This is a genomic window from Leptospira koniambonensis (assembly GCF_004769555.1).
Taxonomy (GTDB): Bacteria; Spirochaetota; Leptospiria; order Leptospirales; family Leptospiraceae; genus Leptospira_B; species Leptospira_B koniambonensis.
The window spans coordinates 1,496,816-1,519,870 of sequence record NZ_RQFY01000004.1 but is presented as its reverse complement, the minus strand read 5'-3'; the positions used below and the strand labels follow the sequence as shown (position 1 = coordinate 1,519,870).

Sequence of the window (23,055 nt, the reverse complement as noted above, 5' to 3'; positions counted from 1 at the left end):
ACCGCGGGCATTTTTCCTTAATTAGAGCACCTTTTATTCATAAGTATTTAATAAGTTATTGCCTATCAAGTAAACGTGCCTTCTAATAGGCCGCGTTATGGGAAGTTCCAACATAAGAATCTGTTTCTTAATTATTTTATTATCTTCTCCCGTAGCCGAACTGTTTGCGGAAATACAAACGATCTATATGAGGAACGGGCAGATCTTACGCGGAGAAGTCATCCAACAAACTGCAACGACAATGCAGATCAAAATGGAAGACGGAAAGGTCAAACAACTGAATAAGAAAGAGATCCAAAGAGTTAGTTACAAGGAACCCACCGTTCAAGAAAAGAGAGAGTCGGAGGAAAAATTAAAACAACTAACCGCTGTAGTCGAAGAACCACCCCCTCCTACTCCAGAAGTTAGTAAAACGCCAGAACCCGAAATAAATAAAACTGCTAGTCCTTATGCAATTGACCAGGTCAAAAGGAAGGATATAGAATTATTTTTTGGAGCGGGCCTTGGAACATATCGCCCTCCTACCGAATCCTATTTAAATCAAACTTCAGTAAAAGCAAATATACTAACTGGACAACTTCCTCCTGATCATGATTCGCCCAGTTACAAAAGAGGTTTAGCTTATAGTATGGGCGCCATATACTATTGGAAGAAGTTTGCATTTGGCATAAGCGCAAATCATTTCGGCGGTGAAACATCCGAAAGAATTAAAATATATAATCCTAATGCTAGTTTGCAAGAGATCGCCGGAAAATTCCCCGAAAAACAAAGTTCCTTAAAAGCAGATATTTCCTATCTCGCTTATAGTAATCAAAGGATCGATCTAAGACCTAGTTTTGGTTATTCTCAGTTTTGGGGAAAGACAGACGATAATAATACAATTTCAACCGGCTATAACGGAAATGAACTAACTTCTTTTTTCAAATACCATTATTACTTCTTGGAAAAATTGAAAGGCCCATCTATCGGATTAAAAACTACAGTTAGACAAGGGGAAAGATGGGAACATAGAATTGAATTACATTATCTAATGCTTTCAGGTGCACAGTACAGTAACGGAACTTTGTCAATGTTCAACCCTCCTAATTTTTTTGATTATGGAGTAATCCGAGGAAGTATACAGTGGGACGCAAAAGGATTCAATTTTTCTTATAAACTATTCTATAAATGGACACCCACAATTTCTTTTTGGGCAGGGATCCAAGCATTCGAATGGAAATATTCTTTAAAATCATTAGATCAATCTTTCGATGGGTTAGCCAATATAGACAATCCAAGCCCCGTCGATCAATTGGTCCTTATAAATCTTCTGTTAACTTCCACAGCGAAAATGACCCCGGCCACAAGCAAAGCCTCCTCCTTAGAATTCGGAGTTATGAAAAGATTCGAGTTATCTCAATAATCGAAATTTGTTTGCGAAGTTAGATTAAGACCATTAAATTATTGCATCCGAGCTTTTAAGATACAGAATACGTCGCAGATGAAATTGGCTCTTTTTCGGTTCCTTCTACTATTCACCTTCTTATTGACCCCAGTTGTTTCTTTGTTTGCGGAAATGAAAACCATCTATCTAAAGAATGGCCAGGTCATTCGCGCAGAGATATTACAACAGACCGCGGCCAGTATGACGATCAAAACTGCAGATGGAAAAACGATACAACTAAACAAATCTGAGATCAATACCGTAAGTTTCAATGAACCTACAAAAGTTCAGCAGGAAGAAAAAAAGCCAGTCCAAGCGGAACAAACGCCTACACCACAAATTATAGAAGTCCCCAAACCTTTGGTAAATTTTCATATAGACCAATTAAAGAGAAATGATTTAGAAATCTCCTTCGGATTAGGAGCAGGGAGATATTCTCCTGAGACACAAGAGCTTCCGGTGCAAGTCCAAAACAAAATGGGATTGCTCTCCGGAACTCTTCCTACTGTAATCGATAAACCTACACATTCTCCTGAATTGTCCCAAACGTATGGAGCGATCTATACTTGGAAAAGATGGTCTGGGGGAATTACAGGATCCTATTTAGGTAATAGAAGCACCTATGATAGTCATTCTTATGCAAGTGGTATGATGCATAGCACAGGAAGTTTTCCGGAAAGACAAAGCTCTTTGAAAAACGAATTATCATTTCTTGCTTTTACAAACGACAGATTCGATTTAAGACCTACAATAGGATACCAACACTTCTGGGGACAATCTCAGGATACAAATTTATCCACGTCCTATTATATCGACACAGGGTTATATCTATATTCCCAAGGTGTAATGAAATTTAATGAAACTCTTAAAGGTTATACTATAGGACTAAAAGCAACCATTCGAATGGGAGAAAGATGGGAAAATAGATTAGAATATCATAATCTAACTTTATCAGGTAACCAGGATGGAAGTATAGTATCTGGACTTGTTCCCACAAATCTATCTCAGTTAGCATTCTACAGACAAGATCAAAATATTTCTTGGAATGCAAATGGTTTCCATCTTCTCTATCGATTGGTTTATCGAGTGACTCCTACGATTTCGGTTTACGCAGGATTTCAATTTTATGAGTGGAAATATAATCTGAATTCATATCAACAGTATCTTTATTCATCCAAAGACGGATTAATTGGAGTAGATTTGAGTAATCCTGGTGCTTACTTAATACAGCAAAAAGTAATGGAAGCTGTAGGCAAAACGATCAATTCAGAAAGTAGATCTGCGATCCTGGAATTTGGAGTGATGAAAAGATTTGAGTTTATTTCGAAGATTTAGTATTTGGACCCTCGAAATCTCCGGCCAGTAGTCGAATCCTATTATTCCTTACATAAATATTAGTTGTTCTATATGCTCTTAACAAAAAGTTTCCCTTATGCATATTTTCAGAAGGGTATTACTAGCCGTTGCGCTATCATTTCCCTTCTATATCGTCTCAAGTGAAGAAAAAAGGATCCGGTTGAAAAACGGTATAACGATACAAGGAATTATCACAGAAGAGACAGATATTTACATAAGGGTCAAAACAAGCGGGGGAGTACAAGGAAAATTAGAGAAACGTTTTGTTGAGAATATCTTCGACGAGGTTTCGGGTTTACCGAAGAAAACAAAATCTGTCTTAAATGAGGCGGAAAACACAGATCCCATTTTAGAACCCAATCGAAAAAAAGAAGAGGGAAGCCCAAATCCGCAACCTGAAGAACTTCCTCCGTTCATCGAAATTCCTTCCAAAGAATCGAAAACCGAATCTCTTATAACACCGTTAGAGAATAGTAAAACAGACTCAAAACCGGTCGCAGTTCTCCCGCAAATTAAACATCATACATTAGAATTTTACGCAGGGCTTGGGTTGGGAAGATACAAATCCCCAGGTGCCAAATTCTCCAATCGATACCAAGATATCGAAGTCGGCATCACCGACCAAACAATAAGTGCGCCGATTCACAATAGTGGTAATGACAGTCTGTCAAACAGCTTCGGATTAAACTATTATTGGAAAAATATATCCGTTTCTTTGGACTATCATCAATATCGAGGTAAAACTAATCATAAAAATTTAGGATATTTTCCGGATTCCTCCAGTGGGACCTTGGTTCCGGTACCATTTTTTTCTCTAAGCAATCTTCCCGAAAATCAAAACATTAGCAAGGGGGATTTATCTTATCTAGTATATTCGAATTCTATAATAAAAGTCCGTCCTTTAATCGGGATGTTAGAGTCTCATGGAAGCATTAACGATCATCATACATTATTTACTGTCATTAATTATGGAACATCTAGATTACCGTATAGCGGGATCCAAAACGGAAATATTTCTGAAATTATGAAAGGATGGATAAGCGGTTTAAAATTATCATTTCCAATCAATGAGCGCTGGGAGATCAGATTAGAGTCTTCTTTTCTTTCCCTAAGCGGAAATCGAAGTTATAATGCAATTACCCCCGCTGCTGCGTATCAACCCGATCTTGTTACTTCTGGAGAGCCGACAACTTTAATATCTATTCTTTTGGAAACCGTTAAATGGAGAGCGAAGGGGCAATATTACGGTATCAAGATCTTTTATAATTTTAATAGCGGCCTCTCACTTTGGATAGGAGCTGATTCAATCGGATGGCAATATAAACTGGAAACCTTAGCAAATTTTTCTGTAAATCGAGAACCCACTTTGGCTGGCGAAATCGGTAGACAAGCCTTAATAAATCTAATCGCGAAATCTGGCATTCCTTCTTCCCAATCGCAGTCAGTTGAAATAGGTTTGATGAAACGATTTGAGTTTTTGTAATTCAATAGCAACAGTATGAATGCTTATAGACGACTATTATTAACAGCATTTATAATATTTCCATTCCCCTTTTCATACGGTGCAGAGAAAACTATTTATCTAAAAGGAGGGGTCGTAGTCGTCGGAGAAGTTTTAGAAGAAACAGAAGAATATATAAAAATCAAAACTGCAAACGGCATCATTGGTAAATTAGAAAAAAAATTCATAGAAAACATTTCTGAATTGGAACAAAGCCCCTCTCAAGAGAACACTGCAGTTGATGTTCAAAAATTTGAACCGATTATACAGACTACGCCTGAAACAAACGAAATTATCGAAAGTTCTAAAAAGCCCTCAGAATTACAGAATGAAAAAACCAATTTACTAAAACATAAATTCGAGATTAGCCTCGGGATCGGATACGGATCATACCAATCAACACGCGATCTGGTTGCGTTCCAACTTAGACACATGGGAGAAGTAGGACTAAACGGAGAGGAAAATAATATTTACGTAAATGGAAATAGGAATAATAAACCTGGGTTAACTGCGTCCTACGAAATGAACTATTATTGGAAAAAAATATCTTCATCATTTTCTGGGTCGACATTTACAGGAGAAGCTCGAGATTTTAATCAATATATACTAAGTTCAAATTTAAATTTAAATACGGCCGCGAAACACCCTTTCACAAATAGCCAAACATTTATTAAAGGAGATATAAGTTACTTAACGTATTCAGATAATTTGTTCCAAATTCGTCCGTCATTGGGCTATTTACAAACTTGGGCTAAAAGTCCGGAACATAGTTCCGTTATGAACCCAATCTACTCATCTGCATTTTATATAAACGGTCTCCAGAAAAATATTATGTTCGAGTCCATGAAAGGACCGCTTATCGGAATAAAACTATCCCTAAAGGCCAATTCTTTCATCGAAAATCGATTCGAATTTTATTCTGCAATACTTTCAGGAGAAAGACATCATAATGCAAGTTTGTTCTACCAAGAAGGGCCAGGTCCACCTCAGCAGCCTGTTAAAGCTTCTACATTTTCAGAGAATACATTTTGGAAAGCCACCGCAAGATACATAGGCTACAAAATGATATTTCATTTATCGGACGTATCTGTTTGGGTGGGCTTTCAATCCTTGTATTGGAAATATAATTTAGAATCTATAAGTATTGATAGAAGTTCGACTGAATCCGTTGATCCAGTGCAAGCGGCTATATCGCAAATTTTTCTTAAAACGTTAGCCCCTCCTTATGTCGGAAGTTCTAAATCTGAATCTATAGAAATCGGATTGATGAAATGTTTTGATATATCGGAAGGTAAAGTTAATTGGAACCCTACTTCTTCTCCAGAGCCCTTTTAATGAAAGACATTATCCCTTTTACGACCTTCTCATCATTATCAAAGTCTTTTCCCAAATAAACCTTCATTCTTTCTCGATAATACTCAGTCGCATAAGAGAATTGAAGTATCATAAAAAGATTATCTATGCAGAATGCAAAAATTTTCTCGTCTACGTCTTTACCAACAGACCCGGACTTCTTCGCCTCTGCCAATAACGAAGTATATACTTTCGCAGAAACACTTTCCATATCAGAGGAAAGTCCTCTGATCAATTCTGAATTTCCTTCTGCAGTGATCTCGTTGTATAAACGGATGATATCTCTATTTTCTCTGGAATGTTTTTGGATGATCCTTAGAATTCTTTCAATCTTACCGAATAGATCACTTTCTTCGCTAAGGACTTCTTCTAAAGTTTTTTCTAACTGGTGGATCCCGTAACCAACAGCGGTAAGAAAAAAATCCTCTTTTGTATCGAAGTATTTGTATAAGGACCCAACGCTGATCCCGGCTTTCTTCGCTATAATATTCGTATTCGCATTATTGAAACCTCGGTTTGCAAATTCTGCGATCGCAACTGAAAGTATCCTGGTCCTTTTTTCTTCCGGGATCTTATCAAAAGTATCTCTATTGTATTTTGAAGAGGTAAATTCGGCCACAGTACTTCCTATATTTACTACCTGAGCGGTTCCTAAGCTCCGGAATACGGAAAATTTTCCCGGAAGCGTCTTTTCTATATTTTCTAGTTGACAGTGAGTGAGTATTCACTCACTGTCAACTTATATTCCGCAAAAAAAGGAAAAAGATATGTCTACCGGCTTCGCTATTTCTCAATACCCAGACGTAAAAGGGGTTTATAAACAACTTCATGACCTGATTCGCCAGCCAATTCGCTCTATTAAGAAGAATGAGATGGAGAAATACCTTCAGGAATTTTTTGAGAAGAAATGTTCTAAATCCAAAACTATGATCGCGGAAGCCTCCGAATACATTCCTGGCGGAGTTCAGCATAATCTCGCATTCAATTATCCATTCCCTCTTGTTTTCACTAAAGCTTCTGGCGCACATTTATTTGATCTTGATGGAAACAAATACATAGACTTCTTACAAGCGGGAGGTCCTACAGTTTTAGGAAGTAACCCTCTTAGTATTCGTAAGAAGGTTGTTAAACTTCTGGAAACAACAGGACCAGTGACTGGTTTATTCCATGAGTATGAGTTAAGACTTGCGGAGAAGATTGTGGAGCATATGCCTTCTGTACAAATGTTCCGTATGTTAGGATCTGGAACGGAAGCTTGTATGGCTTCTATCCGAGTTGCAAGGCTTGCTACTAAAAAGAAAAATATCGTTAAGATGGGCGGGGCTTATCACGGTTGGAGTGATCAGTTAGCTTATGGACTTCGTCTTCCAGGCACAAGACATTTTGAATCTCATGGAATTCCTAAACATGTTTTCAAATATACTCAAGAATTCTATCCAAATGACCTAAACGCATTAGAAAGAACCTTAAAAAGAAATCGTTGGAGAGGCGGCACTGCGGCAGTTATCCTGGAGCCAATTGGACCAGAAAGTGGAACTCGCCCTATAGACATGGATTTCAATAAAGGAGTCAGAGAACTTTGCGATAAGTATGGAGCATTACTAATTTTTGATGAAGTTGTGACTGCATTCCGTATCGGCCTAAGCGGCGCTCAAGGTTATTACGGAGTCACTCCAGATCTAACTGTATTCGGTAAAGTGGTTGCTGGTGGTTACCCTTCTGCCGGCGGATTGGGTGGAAAGAAAGAATACATGAAGTATCTTTCTGCGGGACTTCAAACAGGTGTCAAAAAAGCACTGATCGGTGGGACCATGGCAGCAAACCCTCTTAGCTCCGCTGCAGGTTATTACACTCTTCTTGAGATCGAAAAACAAAAGGCCTGCGAAAAAGCAGGAAGAGCGGGAGATAGGATCACTGCTGGTTTACAAAAATTAATTAAGAAGTATAATCTACCTTTCGTGGCATTTAACCAAGGATCTATCTGCCATTTGGAAACTGTTGGAACCATGCTTTTAGAGATTGATATCAAAAAATTCTGGAAGATCAAATCCACAATTCACGAAGCTCATACTCGTAAAAAAGCGATGGAAGAAATGGGAGCGGCTTACATGGCAGAAGGTATCGTTACTCTTGCAGGAAGCCGCTTATATACGAGCGCTGCTGATACAGATGCTGTGATTGATGACGCATTAAAAAGATTCGAAAGAGTGTTCCAAAAAGTCGAAGGTGTATAACCTTTAGATCTGCCGAATAGGAGAAGAACATGGAAATAGATAAGGCCAAAAAAATCGTTCGAGATACCGGGATCCGCCTTGTAAGGTCCGGACTTATTGCAAGAACTTGGGGAAATATCAGCCAACGTATTGATGAGAATTATTTTGCAATCACTCCTACTGGCAGGACTTATGAAGATCTAACTCCGGAAGAGATCGTGCAAGTAAACATTGAAGATCTGACTCATATCGGAAAGATCAAACCTTCGTATGAGAAAGGACTTCATTCTGCGGCATACAAACTTCGCCCAAATATTGGTGCTGTAATTCATACTCACCAACTGCAAGCCGCAGTGGTTGCCGCAGCAAGAAAGGATGTTCCTGTTCTAAATCCTCAGATGAAAAAAATCATTGGAGGACCTGTACTTTGTACTAACTATTCTCTTCCTGGAACTAAAAAACTGATCACTATGGCAATCTCTGCATTGGATAAATCAGGAAGTAAGGCAGTACTTTTAGCAAACCACGGAACTCTTTGTGTGGGAAAAGATATGGAAGATGCTTTCCAAGTTGCACTTGAATTGGAAAGAGTCTGCCAACTATTCATTGAAAAAGAATTCTTAAAAGTCTCCGGTTACAAAAAAGGAGACAGAGATTCCATCCGTTCTTGGTATCTCAAAAACTATGGACTGGTAAAATCAGCATGAAAGCTCCTGATAGCCCAATGGATCTTCAAAAGTTTCTCCCTCAATTAGTGAAGGAAGGAATTTTAGCCAAGAACGGATGTGCCAGTGTTAAGATTGGAAAAAGTATTTGGATCACTCCTAAAAAAGCAGACCTAAATACGATTGGTAAAAAAGCTAAAACAGCTCTTTTAGAAATTCCTTTGGAAGAAAATCAGATCTTTCCGAAAGATATTCCTGACGAAGCAATACAACATCTTTCTCTCTATTTAGCAAGACCTGAATTCACAGTTATCTTTCATTCTACTCAAGAGAATGTGATGACCTGCTCCATGGCGGGAGAAACCGTTCGTCCTTATTTGGACGATATGGCTCAAATTGTAGGACCTAACGCCAAGGTTGTGCCTAACGCATTAGATGAGAAAGGGCTAAAAAAGATCATTTCCGCTATAGGAAGAAGAAACGCAGTATATCTTCAGAACGCTGGGGCTTTATGTGCCCATAAAAGTTTAGATGATGCTCATGCAGTCTGTATGGTTCTAGAAAAAGCAAGTAAGGCATTCGTAGAATCTAGAATTTTAGGCGGCGGAAAACCAGTTCCTTGGTTAGAAGCAGAAGCTATCCGATTTGTTTATCAGAGAAAATATTCTAAACAAGCAGAGAAGAATAGAGGTTAAGATTCTTGCAGCTTACCTCTTTACTTTCACTTCTCCGACGCTTCTAAGATCTTACTCAGATCTTCTAAATAAGTTTTCATGGTTGCGTCATGACCGAACACAAACTTAGAAAGAACTCTAAACAGAGGATTCGTTACAAAACCTTTTTCAGTAATTTTCAATTTAGTGTTTGGACCATTCGGAATAACTTCAAATTCCCAACCTCCACCGAAAGGAAGATCTTCGCTTAGAATTTTAGTCTTTAAATAATTCGGAGAACGTTCTTCTATAATTCCAAAACGAATATTATTCCCGTGTAAATCTGATTCTGTCCAAATTGTTTCAGATTCAATATCCACAGTTCTCAGTCCACTCCTCCAATTTTTATACTCACTAATATTACGAATGATCCTGTATATACTTTCTGGAGAAGAAGAAAAATCTTTCTCCAAACTTGCAGTATGATCTTTTGGAAACAAATATCCAGAAAGCACAAGTAAAACTATAAAACCAACCAAGCTAAATAGAATGACCCAAACAATTTTCATCTATCTTCTCCCTTCATTATGATTAAGTGAAAAATAAGTGTTCATAAACTTTCTTAATTATAAAACAATTTCAAAAAACTTAATTTGAGTATAGTTATTTCCCAAGATCAAAAATTTAGAATGTCGATAAATTTCCTTTTTTACTAAATAAAACTTGGATCTCTGAGCTAGATAACTATCTTGCTCGCCCATGAAGAGAATAGAAAAATATATAATTGGCCTTGGTGCTATCTGCATTTTCGCGTGCAGCCCGGAAAAAAATATATCTCCGGAACTAATCGGCCTCCTTGGCAATCAATCCAACCCCAATTCTGGATCTGAATATTCAATTTTGGGATCCAATCCTTACACTTCTGCTAGTCATAGCCTGGATTATACAAATAATGAATTAGAACGTAAGATCTTAGTTGGGGATAAAACTTATAACGGAGTTACCGACAAAATTTTCTTAGATGGTTTAGGAAGAGAAGTATCCTTCCGTGGGTTCAATATCTCTGGAAATGTAAAACTTGTTCAGCACGGCTTCAAACCTTTTGCAAATGATTCGGATGCAGAGACTGCGTTTAATAGGTTGGGAAAGACCACAGGTTCAAATATGATCCGATTCACAATTGCTTGGGAAGGAACACATCCATCTGTGAATACGATCAATTATACCTATTTGGATGCTGTTATTTCTCAGATGAGAAAAGCGATCTCCAAGAAAATGTATATTCTACTCGATTACCACCAAGATCTTTATTCGAGACATCTATTTAATAAAAACTCCTGGCATACTGGGAATGGCGCCCCTTCTTGGATAATCTCAGGAAGTTCTTATCCTTCTGAATATTGTGGGATCATTTGTGCGAATTGGAGCCAAAACAATCTTACTAATGAAGCAGTTCGCAAAGGTTTCCGTAACTTCTGGAATAATGCATCTATTTCTACTTCTTCCGGAACAAGATATGTTCAAACTGAATATCTTTGGCAGATAGGAAAAACTGCCGCCTATATTAAAGAAAAATTAAATCCTGAAGAATTCGATTATATAGTAGGATTGGACCCATTTAACGAGCCTGTAGATGGGGGAATGGAAGGATTAAATCCTGTGCAATGGGATAACCAAAAACTCTGGCCTTTTTATAGAAAGGTAAGAGAGGCACTAACTCAAAACGGATGGCAAGATAAACTAGTATTTGCAGAACCATTGGTATTTTGGAATACAAACGCAGGATTTGTTGCTCCTGCAACAGGAGGAGGACATTTAACTACACTACCGGGAGAAGGATTTGCTTTCAATTCTCACTTCTATGATGCAGGAAGAATGGGAACAGATCTAACTGGAATAGACAATGCCACCTATTTCAAATATTTGGATGAGATCCGAAAAGAAGCAAGGTTCTTAAATATTCCATCTTTCTTAAGTGAATTTGGAATGTGGTTAAAAGGTGTGGGAGCAAAAGATACACCAAGAATGATCAATGCAGTCTATCAGGCCATGGAAATTTCTGACAATGCTCAGACTACTAAAACAAGATTCGCGGACTTCTACAATCCAATCGTATCTGGAACCCAATGGCATTGGGATTATTATTATGATAAGCATAATGAATATATGAATGGAAACAGTTCTAAACTAATCACTAGCAAGGATGCTTGGAATAACGAAGACTTCTCTGTGATTGGGAATTATGGAACAACCTTCAATATGGATTATCATATTACACAAAGAGCATATGCGAGAAAGATCCAAGGAAGAGCTATAAGCTCTCATTATAACGCGATCGGATACGATACCTGGAATAATGTATTTGCATGGGCCGCAATTAAAACAGTTCAGAATGGCACAAAATACTTTGGAGATAAAAGATTTATATTAGTAATTTGGAAAGGAAGAAGTTCTGATGCTCCTACCGAAATTTATCTTCCTCCTCATTTTAACAAAAATGATATTCTTCTAATTACTGAAAAACGTATCTACAATAAACAAATCCCAGGAGCCATATTGCAAGAATCGAATGAAGCAATTTTAACGGATGATAGAAACAGAGAAATTGGATCCGGAAACTTAGCATTAGTTTGGGACGATATAGATCCAGAAGAAGATCTAAACGAGAACATACATTATGCACTCTTGGTAGATGGATTGGGAACTACCTTTGACGTCCAAACATTGCAAACTCTACAAGCAGGCTTAAATATTCGGATACTAAACGAAAAGAAGAGCCCGATATACTTCACTGGCAAAATGACTTATGGCGGTTATCCGGCCGAACAATAAAAGAAAGTTTTAAATTGCGAGATTGTTTTTAAAGGAGCCACTTACTTTTCTCTTATTTTTTTCCGTCTTAAGTATTTGGAAGGAAAATTATATTTTTACAACTATCCTACATTCTGTAAAAAATTTGTAGATGGTACGTTCAAAAATATATTCACTAATCCAAATACTATAGGCGACCAAAAGAGGCCGATTAGGGATGGAAGAAAAAAAGGAACTCATCACGGAGCGAATTATAGCCTCCGGTCCACTGACAATCAATCGGATCCGATTCGGTTTAGCAGGACTATTCCTGCTTTCCCTTGCTGCCGCGTGGACCCAGAGCTCCGCAGTTCAAAATGCAGCATATCTGATCGGAACTGGCTCGATGCTTGGTTATGCTTATTATAATTATTACTGCAATAAGAAATACGGAAAGATACCGTCTATGGTCGGTAAAGTTTCTGTGCTCGCCGATATCACCATATTATGCGTAGTCATGTTCGTAGCATCCTGGACAGACAGGAACATGGCATCCGGAGTAATCCGTCAGATCATTTTATATGCGATAAATATGATCTTCATCGTGTATTCAGTATTATTACTATCCCCAACAGTCGCAAAACTTTCAGGAATATTCAGTGTAGTCGGACAAGGACTCGTGATCTTAAATACGATCTTCAGAGGAGTAGAATTCACTGAAGACGAACTCAAAGTTATTTCTCCAGGATACGCATCCATTTCAGAACAATCCTTAAAGTTAGTATTTTTAGCAGTGGTATCTTATATCACTCAAAGTGTGATCTTGATCTTCCGCAAGATAGGCGCGGTGGAAGAAGAATACGCAAACACTTTAGAGCAAAAGGTCGACGAGAGAACTACAGAAGTCACCAAAAGAATGGAGGAAATCCAAGCTCTCAAGGTCCAGCAAGACGGAGATTATTATCTCACTTCTCTTTTGAGTAAACCGCTCATGACAAACTGGAATACTTCCCAGGATGTAAGCACAATCTTTTACATTGAACAAAAGAAGAAGTTCACGTTCAAGAATAGAGAATCCGAACTGGGTGGAGATATTTGTATTAGCGGGAATTTATTGTTCGGATCTGAAAAGGAAAAATGGACCTTCTTCTTGAACGGTGACGCGATGGGAAAATCTCTCCAAGGTGCTGGAGGGGCTATCGTACTAGGAACTGCGGTAAATAATATCCTTTCTCGTTCTGCAAGCCATGGAAAAACAATCGATATCAATCCAGAAGCCTGGATGCTTCAAACTCATAGAGAACTGGACGAAATTTTCAGGACATTCGACGGAACCATGATGGCTTCTGCGATCTTTGGATTGATCCATGATAAAACCGGAAAGATATTCATACTGAACGCAGAACACCCTTGGCCTGTATTATTCAGAGATGATAGATCATCCTTCTTAGCCCCTGAACTTTCCTCATGGAAATTAGGATCTCCATTTGGAGCGAATATTAAAATTCATGAATCTTATCTGCAGCCTGGAGATGTTTTATTCTTAGGTTCAGATGGAAGAGACGATATCAATATCAGCTCTGACGGGATTAATTGGAAGATGAATGAGGACGAAAACTTATTCGTTCGTATTGTAGAAGATTCCAAAGGAGATCTGGATACGATTGCAGGAAAACTACATGGAGTAGGTGCAATTGCAGACGATCTTTCTCTCATTCGTATAGGTTATAAAGAATTAATAGATCCGGAACATCCTAAGTATAACGACGCAGTAGCAAAGTACAACCAAGCGAAACAACATATAGCGAAAAAAGAAGTACCAATAGCTCTCGAACTTCTAGAGTTATCCTGGAACTTGGCTCCAAATTTTAAAGAATCTGCAAGATTGATCGGACAAATCTATTATGACAAAAAAGAATTCTCTAAAGCATCCAAATGGTTAGAGCGTTATCTAAACTTGGATCCCGAATCTCATAATATTTGGTTCTTATTATCCCTATGTTATAAACATATGAAGGAATTCCAACGTGCAGCGGACGCAGCGGAGAAGGTCCGTAATACTCAACCTCATCGTCTAGCGAACCTGATCAATCTTTCAGATAATTATAGACTTCTGAATAAATTTAAAGACGCAAGATCCGTTTTGGAAAAAGCAAAAGAGCTAGATGGAGAAAGTGCGCTCGTAGGCAAACTGGACGAGTTTCTAAAAGCGAAAGGGTTCTAAATAAAAACAAAAAATCTTCCGACCATCTCCCCAAAAAAATAAAAAACCCCGATGCTGTTTCCAACACCGGGGCCCACATATCTCCCATCTCTTCGGGGATTATATATATTATTTTTTCTTCTTAGGAGCGGCTTTCTTAACCGCTTTTTTAACAGCAGGTTTCTTAACCGGTTTAGCTTTAGGAGCAGCTTCTTTTTTAGGAGCTTTTTCCTTTTTAGCCGGAGCAGGAGCTGCCGCTTTTTCTTTTTTAGAGTCGGAAATCGCCTCTCTCTTATCTTTGATTTCTTTGATAAGTGTAGGACGATCCTTTCTGTTAGTGAGTTCTAAAATTCCTACTTCAGAATTATCAGAAGCTCTGTTGATCATTTTCAGGATTCTAGTATATCCGCCGTTAGTATTTGCATAACGAACTGCGATATCTTCGAAAAGTTTCGTAACAATATTACGATCCTTTACTCTTTTTAAAACTTCACGTTTATTGTGAAGTGCAACCGCCGGAGCGATATCAGTCGCAAGGTTTCTTTTCGCTCTGGTAATGATCTTTTCAGCGTGAGAACGAACCACTTTCAATTTTGCTTGAGTAGATTCAATTCTCTCGTATTTGAAAAGACTAGTGATCATGTTATTGATCAGAGCGTCTCTATGACCTTTTTCGCGGTTGAGATGTTTTACTTTATTTCTTTTGTTCATTTTAGAAATCTCTCATTCCGAACGAAAGTCCCAAACCAGCAAGTTTGGACTTCAGTTCTGCGAGACCTTGCTCGCTATAATGTTTGGATTTGGACATCTCTTCTTCGGATCTTTTTACAAGATCTCCAACGAAATCGATTTCCAGACTGCGAAGAACGTTTAGGGAACGTACAGAAAGTTCGAGTTCTTCCACGTGTTTGGAAAGGGAAGCTTTCAACTTCTCGTCCGCTTCGTCTAACTCGTCTTCTTCTTCCTCTAATTCTTCTTCGAAGTTGATGAATACTGTGAGGTGTTCTTTAAGGATTTTAGCTGCTTGAGCAACCGCATCCTCAGGAGAAATGGATCCGTCTGTCCAAACTTCCAGAGTCAATTTTTCGTAATCGGATCTCTGAGCCACACGGGTTTCAGAAATTTCGAAAATTACTTTTTGAACTGGAGAGAAGATAGAGTCGATTGGGATAGTTCCAAGAACTTCTATATCCTTCTTCTTATCTTCTGCAGGAACGTATCCTCTTCCTCTTTGGATTTCCAGATCCAATACAAGATTCGCGTCTTCATTCAAAGTTGCGATATGTAGATCCGGATTCATGATCTCGATGGAAGAATCCACAGCCAGGTCTCCGGCTCTGAAATATCCTGCACCTTTCAATTCCAAATGGATAACTTTGCTTTGGTCCTTGTCCTCAGGCTCGTATTTAATACGAACTTGTTTGAGGTTTAAGATGATACGAGTAACGTCTTCAGCGACTCCTTCGATGTAAGAGAACTCATGGTTCACACCTTCGATACGAAGAGCGGAAATTGCAGCTCCTTCGATGGAAGACATGAGAGTTCTACGAAGAGAGTTTCCGATTGTGGTCGCAAAACCGCGCTCGAAAGGCTCCGCTACGAATTTTCCGTAGTTCGGAGTATTCGCTTCCGTAGTAAATTCGATCTTTTTGGGACGTTTAAATCCTTTGAGTAAACTTTTTAGAGACACTTAGAAACCCTTCCCAATAAAATTACTTGGAGTACAACTCCACGATCACCTGCTCTTTCACTGGAATGTCGATATGATGACGTTCCGGCAAAGACAGAATTTCTCCTGAAAACTGAATGAAATCAGAAGACACCCAAGAAGGAATATTATTCAGAGACTGAGCCAATTGGATATTCTGGGTAATAAAGCCAGAAGTTCTGAATTTAGGTTTGATCTCGATCTTATCGCCTACTTTCAAGCGGAAAGATGGAATATCAACTTTCTCGCCGTTTACCAGAATATGGTTATGAGCGATAAAGTTTCTCGCCTGACGTCTAGTCACTGCGAAACCTAAACGATATACAGCATTATCCAATCTTCTTTCCAAAAGTTGGAGAAGAATTTCACCGGTTACACCGTGAGAGTGAGATGCTTCTTCGTAAAGGCTACGGAATTGTTTTTCTAAAAGTCCGTAAGCTCTTTTCAACTTCTGTTTTTCACGAAGCTGAGAACCGTACTCGGAAATTTTCGGTTTCCGTTTAGGTTGCATACCAGGAGGTCCCTTTTTATGGAACTTATCTCTATTAAAAGTAAAACTGGATTTGAGGTAAAGGTTAACACCTTCTCTCCTCATTAGTTTAACGACAGGTCCTCTATATCTTGCCATATTATTCCTACCTTAAACCCTTCTTCTCTTACGTGGACGGCAGCCGTTATGAGGTAAAGGTGTAACGTCCTTGATCATTTTAATGGAAAGTCCTCTAGCAACTAAGGAACGGATCGCAGATTCGCGTCCGATACCTGGGCCAGAAACCAGAACATCCACTTCGGCTAAACCGGTAGAGTCGATTGCTTTCTCGGCAGCATTTCCCGCTGCGATCTGAGCCGCATACGGAGTAGATTTTTTGGATCCACGGAAACCCATTGCACCAGCGGTTGACCAAGACAGAGTGTTTCCTGCCAAGTCAGTGATGGTGATGATGGTATTGTTAAAAGAAGCGGTGATATAGACCTTTCCGCGAGGAACGACCTTTTTCTCCTTCTTCTTAACCTTTTTCTCTTTTTTGCCTTTTTTATCTTCAGCCATGATTACTTAGTCACCTTCTTCTTATTGGCAACGGTCTTCTTAACACCCTTACGAGTACGGGCATTCGTTCTGGTTCTTTGACCGCGAACTGGAAGACCTCTTCTATGACGCAGGCCTCTGTAACATCCGATATCCATCAATCTTTTGATATTGAGTTGGTTCTCGGAGCGAAGATCTCCTTCTACCTTGATACTTTCTTCGATAGCTTTTCTGAGAGCAGCTTCTTGAGTGTCAGAAAGATCCTTCACTCTGATTTTTTCGTCTACTCCCGCTTTAGCGAGAAGTTTGCGAGAAGTGGATCGGCCGATCCCGTAAATATACGTTAGACCAACAACGATTCTTTTTTCTCTTGGAAGATCGATACCTGCGATACGAGCCATGATTATGCTTGCCTTTGCTTGTGTTTAGGGTTGGTGCAGATCACTCTGATCACACCTTTTCTTCTGATAACTTTGCAGCTAGTGCAGATTTTTTTTACGGAAGTTCTTACTTTCATAACGTGTTCCTATTTTTTGCGGTAGGTAATCCTACCCTTGGTTAAATCGTAAGGAGAAAGTTCCACGGTGACTTTGTCGCCTGGAAGGATCCTGATATAATGCATTCTCATTTTACCGGAAATATGGGCCAAAACTTTGTGACCATTTTCCAGCTCAACGCGGAACATTGCGTTTGGGAGAGGTTCCAAAACGGTTCCGTCCACGGTGATTGCATCTTCTTTCGCCAAGTTAAGCTAACTCCTTCTCGATCAGTTTTGTGACTGTATCCAAGTTTCCCACTCCGTTTATACGGGAGAGATTTCCTTTTGCAGCATAGTAGTCCAATAATGGAAGAGTCTTCTTGTTATAAGTTTCCAAGCGACTCTTGATCGTTGTCTCGTTGTCGTCGGAACGACCTTCGATTTCTGCACGTTTTAATAAACGTTCCAGAAGTTCCCCGTCCGGAACTTCCAGATTGATCGCTCTCTTGATTTTCAAACCTTCGGTGCTTAGGATTTTATCCAAAGCATCTGCTTGCTCTACGGTTCTTGGAAATCCATCCAATAAGAATCCGTTTTTGCAATCAGGCTCTACAAGACGATCTTTGATAATGCCAATAACAACTGAATCCGGAACTAAATCTCCGGCATCCATGTATCTCTTTGCTTCTAATCCCATTTGGGTTCCGTTCTTAACGGCAGCTCTCAGGATATCTCCAGTAGAGATCTGAGGAATTCCCAAATTGTCGCAAAGGATCTTTGCTTGGGTGCCTTTACCAGCACCCGGAGGGCCCATGAAAATGATGGAATTCATTTTCTTAAGACCTTCCCTTGATTTTAGTTTTTTTCAAGAAACCATCATAGTTTCTCATAAGCAATTGAGACTCTAATTGTTTCAGAGTTTCCAAAGCCACCCCTACCATTATAAGCAGAGAAGTTCCACCGAAGGTGTAAACCAAGGATCCACCACCGGAGTTAGTTCCTAAATTCAAGAAACGAATAATGATATAAGGAGCAAGTGCCAAGCCCGCTAAGAAAACTGCACCAGGAAGAGTGATCCTATTTAGGACCTTCTCAATATATTCCTTAGTATGAGAACCTGGACGAATTCCAGGAATGAATCCATTATACTTACGAAGATTCTCCGCAAGTTCTCCAGGATTAAATTGGATCGCAGTATAGAAATATGCGAAGAACACGATCAGCGCGATATATACGAAGAAATAAAACGCAGCGTGATACCAAGTCTGAGAGAATGGATTCAGATAATCCAGTAGAAGAACCCAACCCGCCCAGTTAGGAAGCTCAGAGATCTGTTGGATGATCGTTTGAGGAAAAAGTAATAAAGAAGAAGCGAATATGATCGGCATTACGCTCGCGCCATTCACTTTGAAAGGAATGCTTTGAGACTTAGCTTGGACCATTTTTCTTCCCACCATTTGTTTTCCATACTGTAAAGGAACCTTACGGACACCCTGAGTAAGAAGAACAGTTAACGCGATGAGTAGAATGAATAAAAGAAGAAGGATGATGATGTTCAGTCCGTCTACAAAGTTCTCACGGAATAATTGAGCAACGGAAACTGGAAGACGTCCTACGATACCAGCGAAGATCAAAAGAGAAATACCGTTACCGATCCCTCTCTCAGTGATTTGTTCACCTAACCAAATTAATAGAACAGTTCCAGTAGTGATGGATAATAATGCGATAAAGAAGAACCAAGATTCAACTGAAGAGTGGATCAAACCTGGGTGAAGAGCAGGTGCATTGTCCGCTCCATAAGACCAACGTTGAGCCAAACGGATCACCGCTAAAGACTGAACCCCGCAAAGTAGGATAGTTCCGTATTTAGTGTATTGGCTGATTTTCTTACGACCTTCTTCTCCTTCTTTTTGAAGTTTTTGTAAAGAAGGAACAAGTACCATCACTAATTGCATAATGATGGAAGAAGAAATATAAGGCATGATCCCGAGTGCAAAGATGGAGAAGTTCAAAAGAGCTCCTCCCGCGAACATATCGAACATTCCTACAAGTCCTTCGGCTGCATTTGCATCCAAAGCGATTGCGGAAACTACTTTAGGATCGATACCAGGAATAGTAATATGAGTTCCGAGACGGAAGAGTAAAAGCATACCAAGAGTAAAGAAAACCTTGTTCCTCAACTCTGGAATTTTGAAAATATTTGCAATCGAAGTCAGCATGCGGCTTTGTTCTCTTTCCTTAGTCCTTGGTCATTCCCCTTTCGGGCAAAAGGGACTCAAACATTGAGTCCCTCTACAAACATAAAAGAATCGGTCTTCCAAACGGTCGAAAACGACTCGGATTAAGCTTCTTTAGAAGCTAATTCTGAGCGAAGTTTAATGGAACCGCCTGCCTTCTCTATCTTTTCCTTAGCAGAAGCGGAGAATCCATCTGCTACTATATGAACAGCTTTTGTGATCTCACCGGTTCCCAGAATCTTGAAAAGAGAGCTCTCTTTATCAAGAATCTTCGATTCAACCATAATTTTGGCATCTATGTTGCCGGTCAAACCGCTTTTCTCGATGTCTCTGAGGTTGATTGGGAAGAAATCCTTATGAAATATAGAAGTAAATCCGCGCTTAGGGAGTCTTCTGTGGATAGGCATCTGCCCACCTTCGAATCCTCTACGAACGGTATTACGAGCATACTGTCCTTTGGATCCACGGCCCCCAGTTTTACCGGTTTTGGAACCGATACCACGACCTAAACGTTTCTTGTTCTTAGTAGAACCTGCTGGAACAGGAATTGTGTTTCCAGCTGGCTTATCTCCCTTTTCAGTGCGCTCTTTTCCAAACGCTAGGGCAGCCTTAATTCTTTCTTTACTCATTTCCCTTACCTAATTACGCCTTTTCGACTCGGACCAGGTGTTGAACGTCATTGATCATTCCTTTCACCTGCGGAGTTAGAGTATGTTTTCTTTGTTGTCCGGTTTTACGAAGTCCCAAAGCAGCCAGAGTTAGCTTCTGGCCTTTTTTAATCCCGATATTACTTTTAATCTGAGTAACGATTACGGTTTCCATGTTTATTATCCTACGTCGTTTCCGAAAAGACGAGCCAGAGTGATTCCTCTTTTACGAGCTGCTAATACCGGAGTCTCCAATTGTTGAAGAGCGTCCAGAGTCGCCTTTACGATGTTTACTGGATTCGAAGAACCCCAAGATTTGCTAAGAATATCTTGGATCCCAACCTTCTCCACTACGGAACGAACGGATCCTCCAGCGATGATTCCAGTTCCCGCAGTAGACGGTTTCAGGATCACTCTTGCCGATTTGAATTTTCCGATCACTTCGTGAGGAATGGTATGTCCTCGGAATTGGATTTTCACCAAATTTTTCTTAGCGGATTCGATGGATTTACGGATCGCATCTGGAACCTCGTTCGCTTTACCGAATCCAATCCCTACTTTACCTTTTGCATCTCCAACTACTGTTAGAGCGTTAAAGGAGAAACGACGTCCACCTTTTACAACTTTAGCAACGCGATCGATCTTTACGACCTTCTCGTTAAACTCTTTCTGTTCTTGATCTTGTTCGTACGCCATTATTAGAACTCCAATCCGGCTTCTCTAGCCGAGTCCGCGAAAGCCGCGATTCTTCCGTGGTAGATCATTCCGGAACGATCCAGCATAACTACCTTAACACCTTTAGAAGCGGCTCTCTCTCCGATCGCTTTTCCCAAAGCCTTAGCAGCTTCTTTATCTTTGCGGCTTTTACCAGCAAAGGTTGCTTCTAAAGTAGAAGCAGCTACCAAAGTTGTTCCCTGGGCATCATCCACGATCTGGCAGGAAAGATAACGATTGGATTTGTTAAATACCAATCTAGGGCGAGAGCTTGATTGTCTCAGTTTGAATCTGGAACGCTCTGCTCTTCTGCGTTTGGCTGCGATTTTTTTCAGTTTATTAATCATGGCCTTACTTCTTACCGGTTTTTCCGGCCTTTCTCTTGATAAATTCGTCGTTATACTTGATCCCTTTACCTTTGTAAGGCTCAGGAGGTCTCTTAGAACGGATATCTGCCGCAACTTGTCCGACTAGTTGTTTGTCGATCCCAGAAATTTTGATCTTCACTTGTTCAATGACTTCGATCTTAATTCCTTTAGGAGCTTTGTAAACAACCTCGTGGGAATATCCAAGGTTCATCACCAGATCTTCACCGCGCTTAGCAGCACGATAACCAACCCCTGTGATTTCCAGGTTTTTTTCCCAACCAGCGGTCACACCCTTTACACTATTCATAAGAAGAGCTCGGGTTAATCCGTGAAGAGCTACTACGTTTTGCTCTTCGCTGGATCTTTCTAATTTTACAATTCCACCCTCGCTTTTCAAAGAGAGTCCTGCAAAAATAGGAGTTTGTAACTCGCCTAGAGGACCTTTCACTTTAATTACGGTGCTGTCCTGTTTTACTTCCACTTTATCCGGAAGTTTGATTTCTGCTTTTCCAATCCTGGACATAGGTCTTTATAAGTTTTCCGTCACTCTTAAGAGAGTTTACAGATAACCTCTCCTCCTACGCGTAATTTCCGAGCTTTTTTGCCGGTCATAACTCCCTTGGAAGTGGAGAGAATCATAGTTCCCATATTGTTTTTATACGGGCGGATCTCTTCGCTTTTCATGTAAACTCTACGACCTGGTTTAGATACACGAACTAACTCGCGGATCACTGGTCTTTTGGTTACATCGTATTTCAAAGCAACTTTGAAATCTTCGAAACTTCCGTTAGTCACCGGCTCATAGCCGTTGATAAATCCTTCTTCTTTCAATAATTCCAGAATAGAACGTTTGATCTTACTTCCTGGAATCACACAACTTTCATGTTTCGCACGACCAGCATTACGAATGCGGGTCAGCATATCACCAATTGGATCAGATAAACTCATTATAATGTCCTCCAGTCCTTACCAAGATGCCTTAACTACTCCCGGGATTTGAGCTTGGCTAGCAAGCTTCCGGAAGCAAATTCTGCACATGTCGAATCTTCTTAGGTAACCGCGAGGGCGTCCGCAAAGTGGGCAACGATTGTGAACCCTTACTTTGAATTTCTTTTTTTTCTTATGTCTTTCGATTAAAGAGGTCTTAGCCATGATTGCGGGCTCCTTATCTCAGGTTCCGGAACGGCATACCGAAAGCAGTGAGAAGGCTATAAGCTTCTGCGTCTACCTTGGTGTTCGTTACGAAGGTCAGGTTCATTCCATAGAGAGTGTTGATCTTATCCACTTTGATCTCTGGGAAGATGATTTGTTCTTTGATGCTGAAGTTGTAGTTTCCTCGTCCGTCAAAACCTTTCTCGGAAACTCCTTTAAAGTCACGCACCCTTGGTAGAGCCACGTTCACCAAACGATCTAGAAACTCATACATATAGTTTCCACGTAGGGTAACTGTGGTGCCGAGGCTCATACCTTCGCGGAGTTTGAATCCTGCGATGGATTTTTTAGCCTTGGTTTTAACCGGGCGTTGTCCGGTGATCAATGCGAGTTCTTCTACAGCCGCTTCCAATGCTTTAGGGTTGGTATGAGCCTCACCCATTCCCACGTTTAGAACGATTTTTTCCAAACGAGGAACTTGCATAATGGACTTGAAGTTAAATTGTTTCTGAAGAGCGGGAACGATTTCTTTCCCGTATTTATCTCTTAATCTAGCTGCTGCCATGA

The 23,055-nt window shown here is 39.8% G+C and carries 28 protein-coding genes; 9 read left to right on the top strand and 19 right to left on the bottom strand.

Annotated features, from left to right (window positions below):
* Positions 1-97: 97 nt before the first annotated feature.
* The 4 genes from EHQ52_RS11195 to EHQ52_RS11180 all read left to right on the top strand — a co-directional run bounded on the left by EHQ52_RS11195 (position 98) and on the right by EHQ52_RS11180 (position 5,615).
* Complete coding sequence (locus EHQ52_RS11195; protein ID WP_425269387.1) at positions 98-1,402, top strand: LA_0442/LA_0875 N-terminal domain-containing protein; 1,305 nt, start codon at positions 98-100, stop codon at positions 1,400-1,402.
* Positions 1,403-1,480: 78 nt separating this feature from the next.
* On the top strand, positions 1,481-2,758 hold the full coding sequence (locus EHQ52_RS11190; RefSeq protein WP_135615235.1) for an LA_0442/LA_0875 N-terminal domain-containing protein: 1,278 nt from the start codon (positions 1,481-1,483) through the stop codon (positions 2,756-2,758).
* Between the two features lie 181 nt (positions 2,759-2,939).
* Complete coding sequence (locus EHQ52_RS11185; RefSeq protein ID WP_135615234.1) at positions 2,940-4,262, top strand: hypothetical protein; 1,323 nt, start codon at positions 2,940-2,942, stop codon at positions 4,260-4,262.
* Positions 4,263-4,277: 15 nt separating this feature from the next.
* Positions 4,278-5,615, top strand: a complete 1,338-nt coding sequence (locus EHQ52_RS11180; protein ID WP_135615233.1) for a hypothetical protein — start codon at positions 4,278-4,280, stop codon at positions 5,613-5,615.
* Here EHQ52_RS11180 and EHQ52_RS11175 read toward each other — a convergent pair.
* Positions 5,590-6,252: a TetR/AcrR family transcriptional regulator gene (locus EHQ52_RS11175; protein WP_135615232.1), complete on the bottom strand. Its 663-nt coding sequence runs from the start codon at positions 6,250-6,252 to the stop codon at positions 5,590-5,592. The genes EHQ52_RS11180 and EHQ52_RS11175 overlap by 26 nt on opposite strands.
* 148 nt (positions 6,253-6,400) lie before the next feature.
* Between EHQ52_RS11175 and EHQ52_RS11170 the strand changes: the two genes are divergently transcribed.
* From EHQ52_RS11170 to EHQ52_RS11160, 3 genes are read left to right on the top strand one after another with little or no spacing between them, the layout of a single operon-like run.
* Complete coding sequence (locus EHQ52_RS11170) at positions 6,401-7,867, top strand: aspartate aminotransferase family protein (protein ID WP_135615231.1); 1,467 nt, start codon at positions 6,401-6,403, stop codon at positions 7,865-7,867.
* Between the two features lie 29 nt (positions 7,868-7,896).
* Positions 7,897-8,553 (top strand): class II aldolase/adducin family protein, encoded by a 657-nt coding sequence (locus tag EHQ52_RS11165; protein WP_135615230.1) that lies wholly within the window; start codon positions 7,897-7,899, stop codon positions 8,551-8,553.
* Positions 8,550-9,206, top strand: a complete 657-nt coding sequence (locus EHQ52_RS11160; protein ID WP_135615229.1) for a class II aldolase/adducin family protein — start codon at positions 8,550-8,552, stop codon at positions 9,204-9,206. Before EHQ52_RS11165 ends, EHQ52_RS11160 begins: the two co-directional genes overlap by 4 nt.
* Positions 9,207-9,232: 26 nt before the next feature.
* On the opposite strand, the gene EHQ52_RS11155 is transcribed toward EHQ52_RS11160, so the two are convergent.
* Positions 9,233-9,733: an LIC10604 family protein gene (locus EHQ52_RS11155; protein ID WP_135615228.1), complete on the bottom strand. Its 501-nt coding sequence runs from the start codon at positions 9,731-9,733 to the stop codon at positions 9,233-9,235.
* 190 nt (positions 9,734-9,923) lie between these two features.
* Here EHQ52_RS11155 and EHQ52_RS11150 point away from each other — a divergent pair, with 190 nt between their 5' ends.
* Both EHQ52_RS11150 and EHQ52_RS11145 read left to right on the top strand, forming a co-directional pair.
* The gene (locus EHQ52_RS11150; protein WP_135615227.1) at positions 9,924-11,996 is read left to right on the top strand and encodes a glycosyl hydrolase family 5; all 2,073 of its coding nucleotides are present in this window, start codon (positions 9,924-9,926) and stop codon (positions 11,994-11,996) included.
* Between the two features lie 196 nt (positions 11,997-12,192).
* Positions 12,193-14,178 carry a PP2C family protein-serine/threonine phosphatase gene (locus EHQ52_RS11145; protein WP_135615226.1) on the top strand — a complete coding sequence of 662 codons (1,986 nt, stop codon included), beginning with the start codon at positions 12,193-12,195 and terminating at the stop codon, positions 14,176-14,178.
* A 108-nt stretch (positions 14,179-14,286) separates the two neighbouring features.
* Here the strand turns inward: EHQ52_RS11145 and rplQ are convergent, their stop codons facing one another.
* The 17 genes from rplQ to rplE form a co-directional block, all read right to left on the bottom strand.
* The gene (rplQ, locus tag EHQ52_RS11140; RefSeq protein WP_135615225.1) at positions 14,287-14,868 is read right to left on the bottom strand and encodes a 50S ribosomal protein L17; all 582 of its coding nucleotides are present in this window, start codon (positions 14,866-14,868) and stop codon (positions 14,287-14,289) included.
* A 1-nt stretch (position 14,869) separates the two neighbouring features.
* Positions 14,870-15,847 (bottom strand): DNA-directed RNA polymerase subunit alpha, encoded by a 978-nt coding sequence (locus EHQ52_RS11135; protein ID WP_008593478.1) that lies wholly within the window; start codon positions 15,845-15,847, stop codon positions 14,870-14,872.
* A gap of 22 nt (positions 15,848-15,869) precedes the next feature.
* Complete coding sequence (gene rpsD, locus EHQ52_RS11130; RefSeq protein WP_135615224.1) at positions 15,870-16,493, bottom strand: 30S ribosomal protein S4; 624 nt, start codon at positions 16,491-16,493, stop codon at positions 15,870-15,872.
* A 12-nt stretch (positions 16,494-16,505) separates the two neighbouring features.
* The gene (gene rpsK / locus EHQ52_RS11125; RefSeq protein WP_008595617.1) at positions 16,506-16,913 is read right to left on the bottom strand and encodes a 30S ribosomal protein S11; all 408 of its coding nucleotides are present in this window, start codon (positions 16,911-16,913) and stop codon (positions 16,506-16,508) included.
* Between the two features lie 2 nt (positions 16,914-16,915).
* Positions 16,916-17,293, bottom strand: a complete 378-nt coding sequence (rpsM, locus tag EHQ52_RS11120) for a 30S ribosomal protein S13 (protein ID WP_100710931.1) — start codon at positions 17,291-17,293, stop codon at positions 16,916-16,918.
* Positions 17,294-17,295: 2 nt separating this feature from the next.
* Positions 17,296-17,409, bottom strand: a complete 114-nt coding sequence (gene rpmJ / locus EHQ52_RS11115) for a 50S ribosomal protein L36 (protein ID WP_008594142.1) — start codon at positions 17,407-17,409, stop codon at positions 17,296-17,298.
* Positions 17,410-17,418: 9 nt separating this feature from the next.
* The gene (infA, locus tag EHQ52_RS11110; RefSeq protein ID WP_008595303.1) at positions 17,419-17,637 is read right to left on the bottom strand and encodes a translation initiation factor IF-1; all 219 of its coding nucleotides are present in this window, start codon (positions 17,635-17,637) and stop codon (positions 17,419-17,421) included.
* A 1-nt stretch (position 17,638) separates the two neighbouring features.
* Positions 17,639-18,202, bottom strand: a complete 564-nt coding sequence (locus EHQ52_RS11105; protein ID WP_135615223.1) for an adenylate kinase — start codon at positions 18,200-18,202, stop codon at positions 17,639-17,641.
* Positions 18,203-18,206: 4 nt separating this feature from the next.
* On the bottom strand, positions 18,207-19,589 hold the full coding sequence (secY, locus tag EHQ52_RS11100; RefSeq protein WP_086448211.1) for a preprotein translocase subunit SecY: 1,383 nt from the start codon (positions 19,587-19,589) through the stop codon (positions 18,207-18,209).
* Between the two features lie 122 nt (positions 19,590-19,711).
* A complete protein-coding gene (rplO, locus tag EHQ52_RS11095) occupies positions 19,712-20,236 on the bottom strand; it encodes a 50S ribosomal protein L15 (protein WP_135615222.1) in 525 nt (174 codons plus the stop codon).
* A 13-nt stretch (positions 20,237-20,249) separates the two neighbouring features.
* Complete coding sequence (rpmD, locus tag EHQ52_RS11090; protein ID WP_008594182.1) at positions 20,250-20,429, bottom strand: 50S ribosomal protein L30; 180 nt, start codon at positions 20,427-20,429, stop codon at positions 20,250-20,252.
* Positions 20,430-20,434: 5 nt separating this feature from the next.
* A complete protein-coding gene (rpsE, locus tag EHQ52_RS11085; protein ID WP_020770439.1) occupies positions 20,435-20,950 on the bottom strand; it encodes a 30S ribosomal protein S5 in 516 nt (171 codons plus the stop codon).
* A 2-nt stretch (positions 20,951-20,952) separates the two neighbouring features.
* Positions 20,953-21,315, bottom strand: a complete 363-nt coding sequence (rplR, locus tag EHQ52_RS11080) for a 50S ribosomal protein L18 (RefSeq protein WP_135615221.1) — start codon at positions 21,313-21,315, stop codon at positions 20,953-20,955.
* 4 nt (positions 21,316-21,319) lie between these two features.
* Positions 21,320-21,859, bottom strand: coding sequence for a 50S ribosomal protein L6 (rplF, locus tag EHQ52_RS11075; RefSeq protein WP_135615220.1), 540 nt, complete (start codon positions 21,857-21,859; stop codon positions 21,320-21,322).
* 26 nt (positions 21,860-21,885) lie between these two features.
* Positions 21,886-22,284: a 30S ribosomal protein S8 gene (gene rpsH / locus EHQ52_RS11070; RefSeq protein ID WP_008594088.1), complete on the bottom strand. Its 399-nt coding sequence runs from the start codon at positions 22,282-22,284 to the stop codon at positions 21,886-21,888.
* An 18-nt stretch (positions 22,285-22,302) separates the two neighbouring features.
* Entirely contained in the window at positions 22,303-22,488 is a 186-nt protein-coding gene (locus EHQ52_RS11065; protein WP_010513640.1) for a type Z 30S ribosomal protein S14, read from the bottom strand.
* Positions 22,489-22,501: 13 nt separating this feature from the next.
* Positions 22,502-23,053, bottom strand: coding sequence for a 50S ribosomal protein L5 (rplE, locus tag EHQ52_RS11060; RefSeq protein WP_100705553.1), 552 nt, complete (start codon positions 23,051-23,053; stop codon positions 22,502-22,504).
* Between the last annotated feature and the right edge of the window lie 2 nt (positions 23,054-23,055).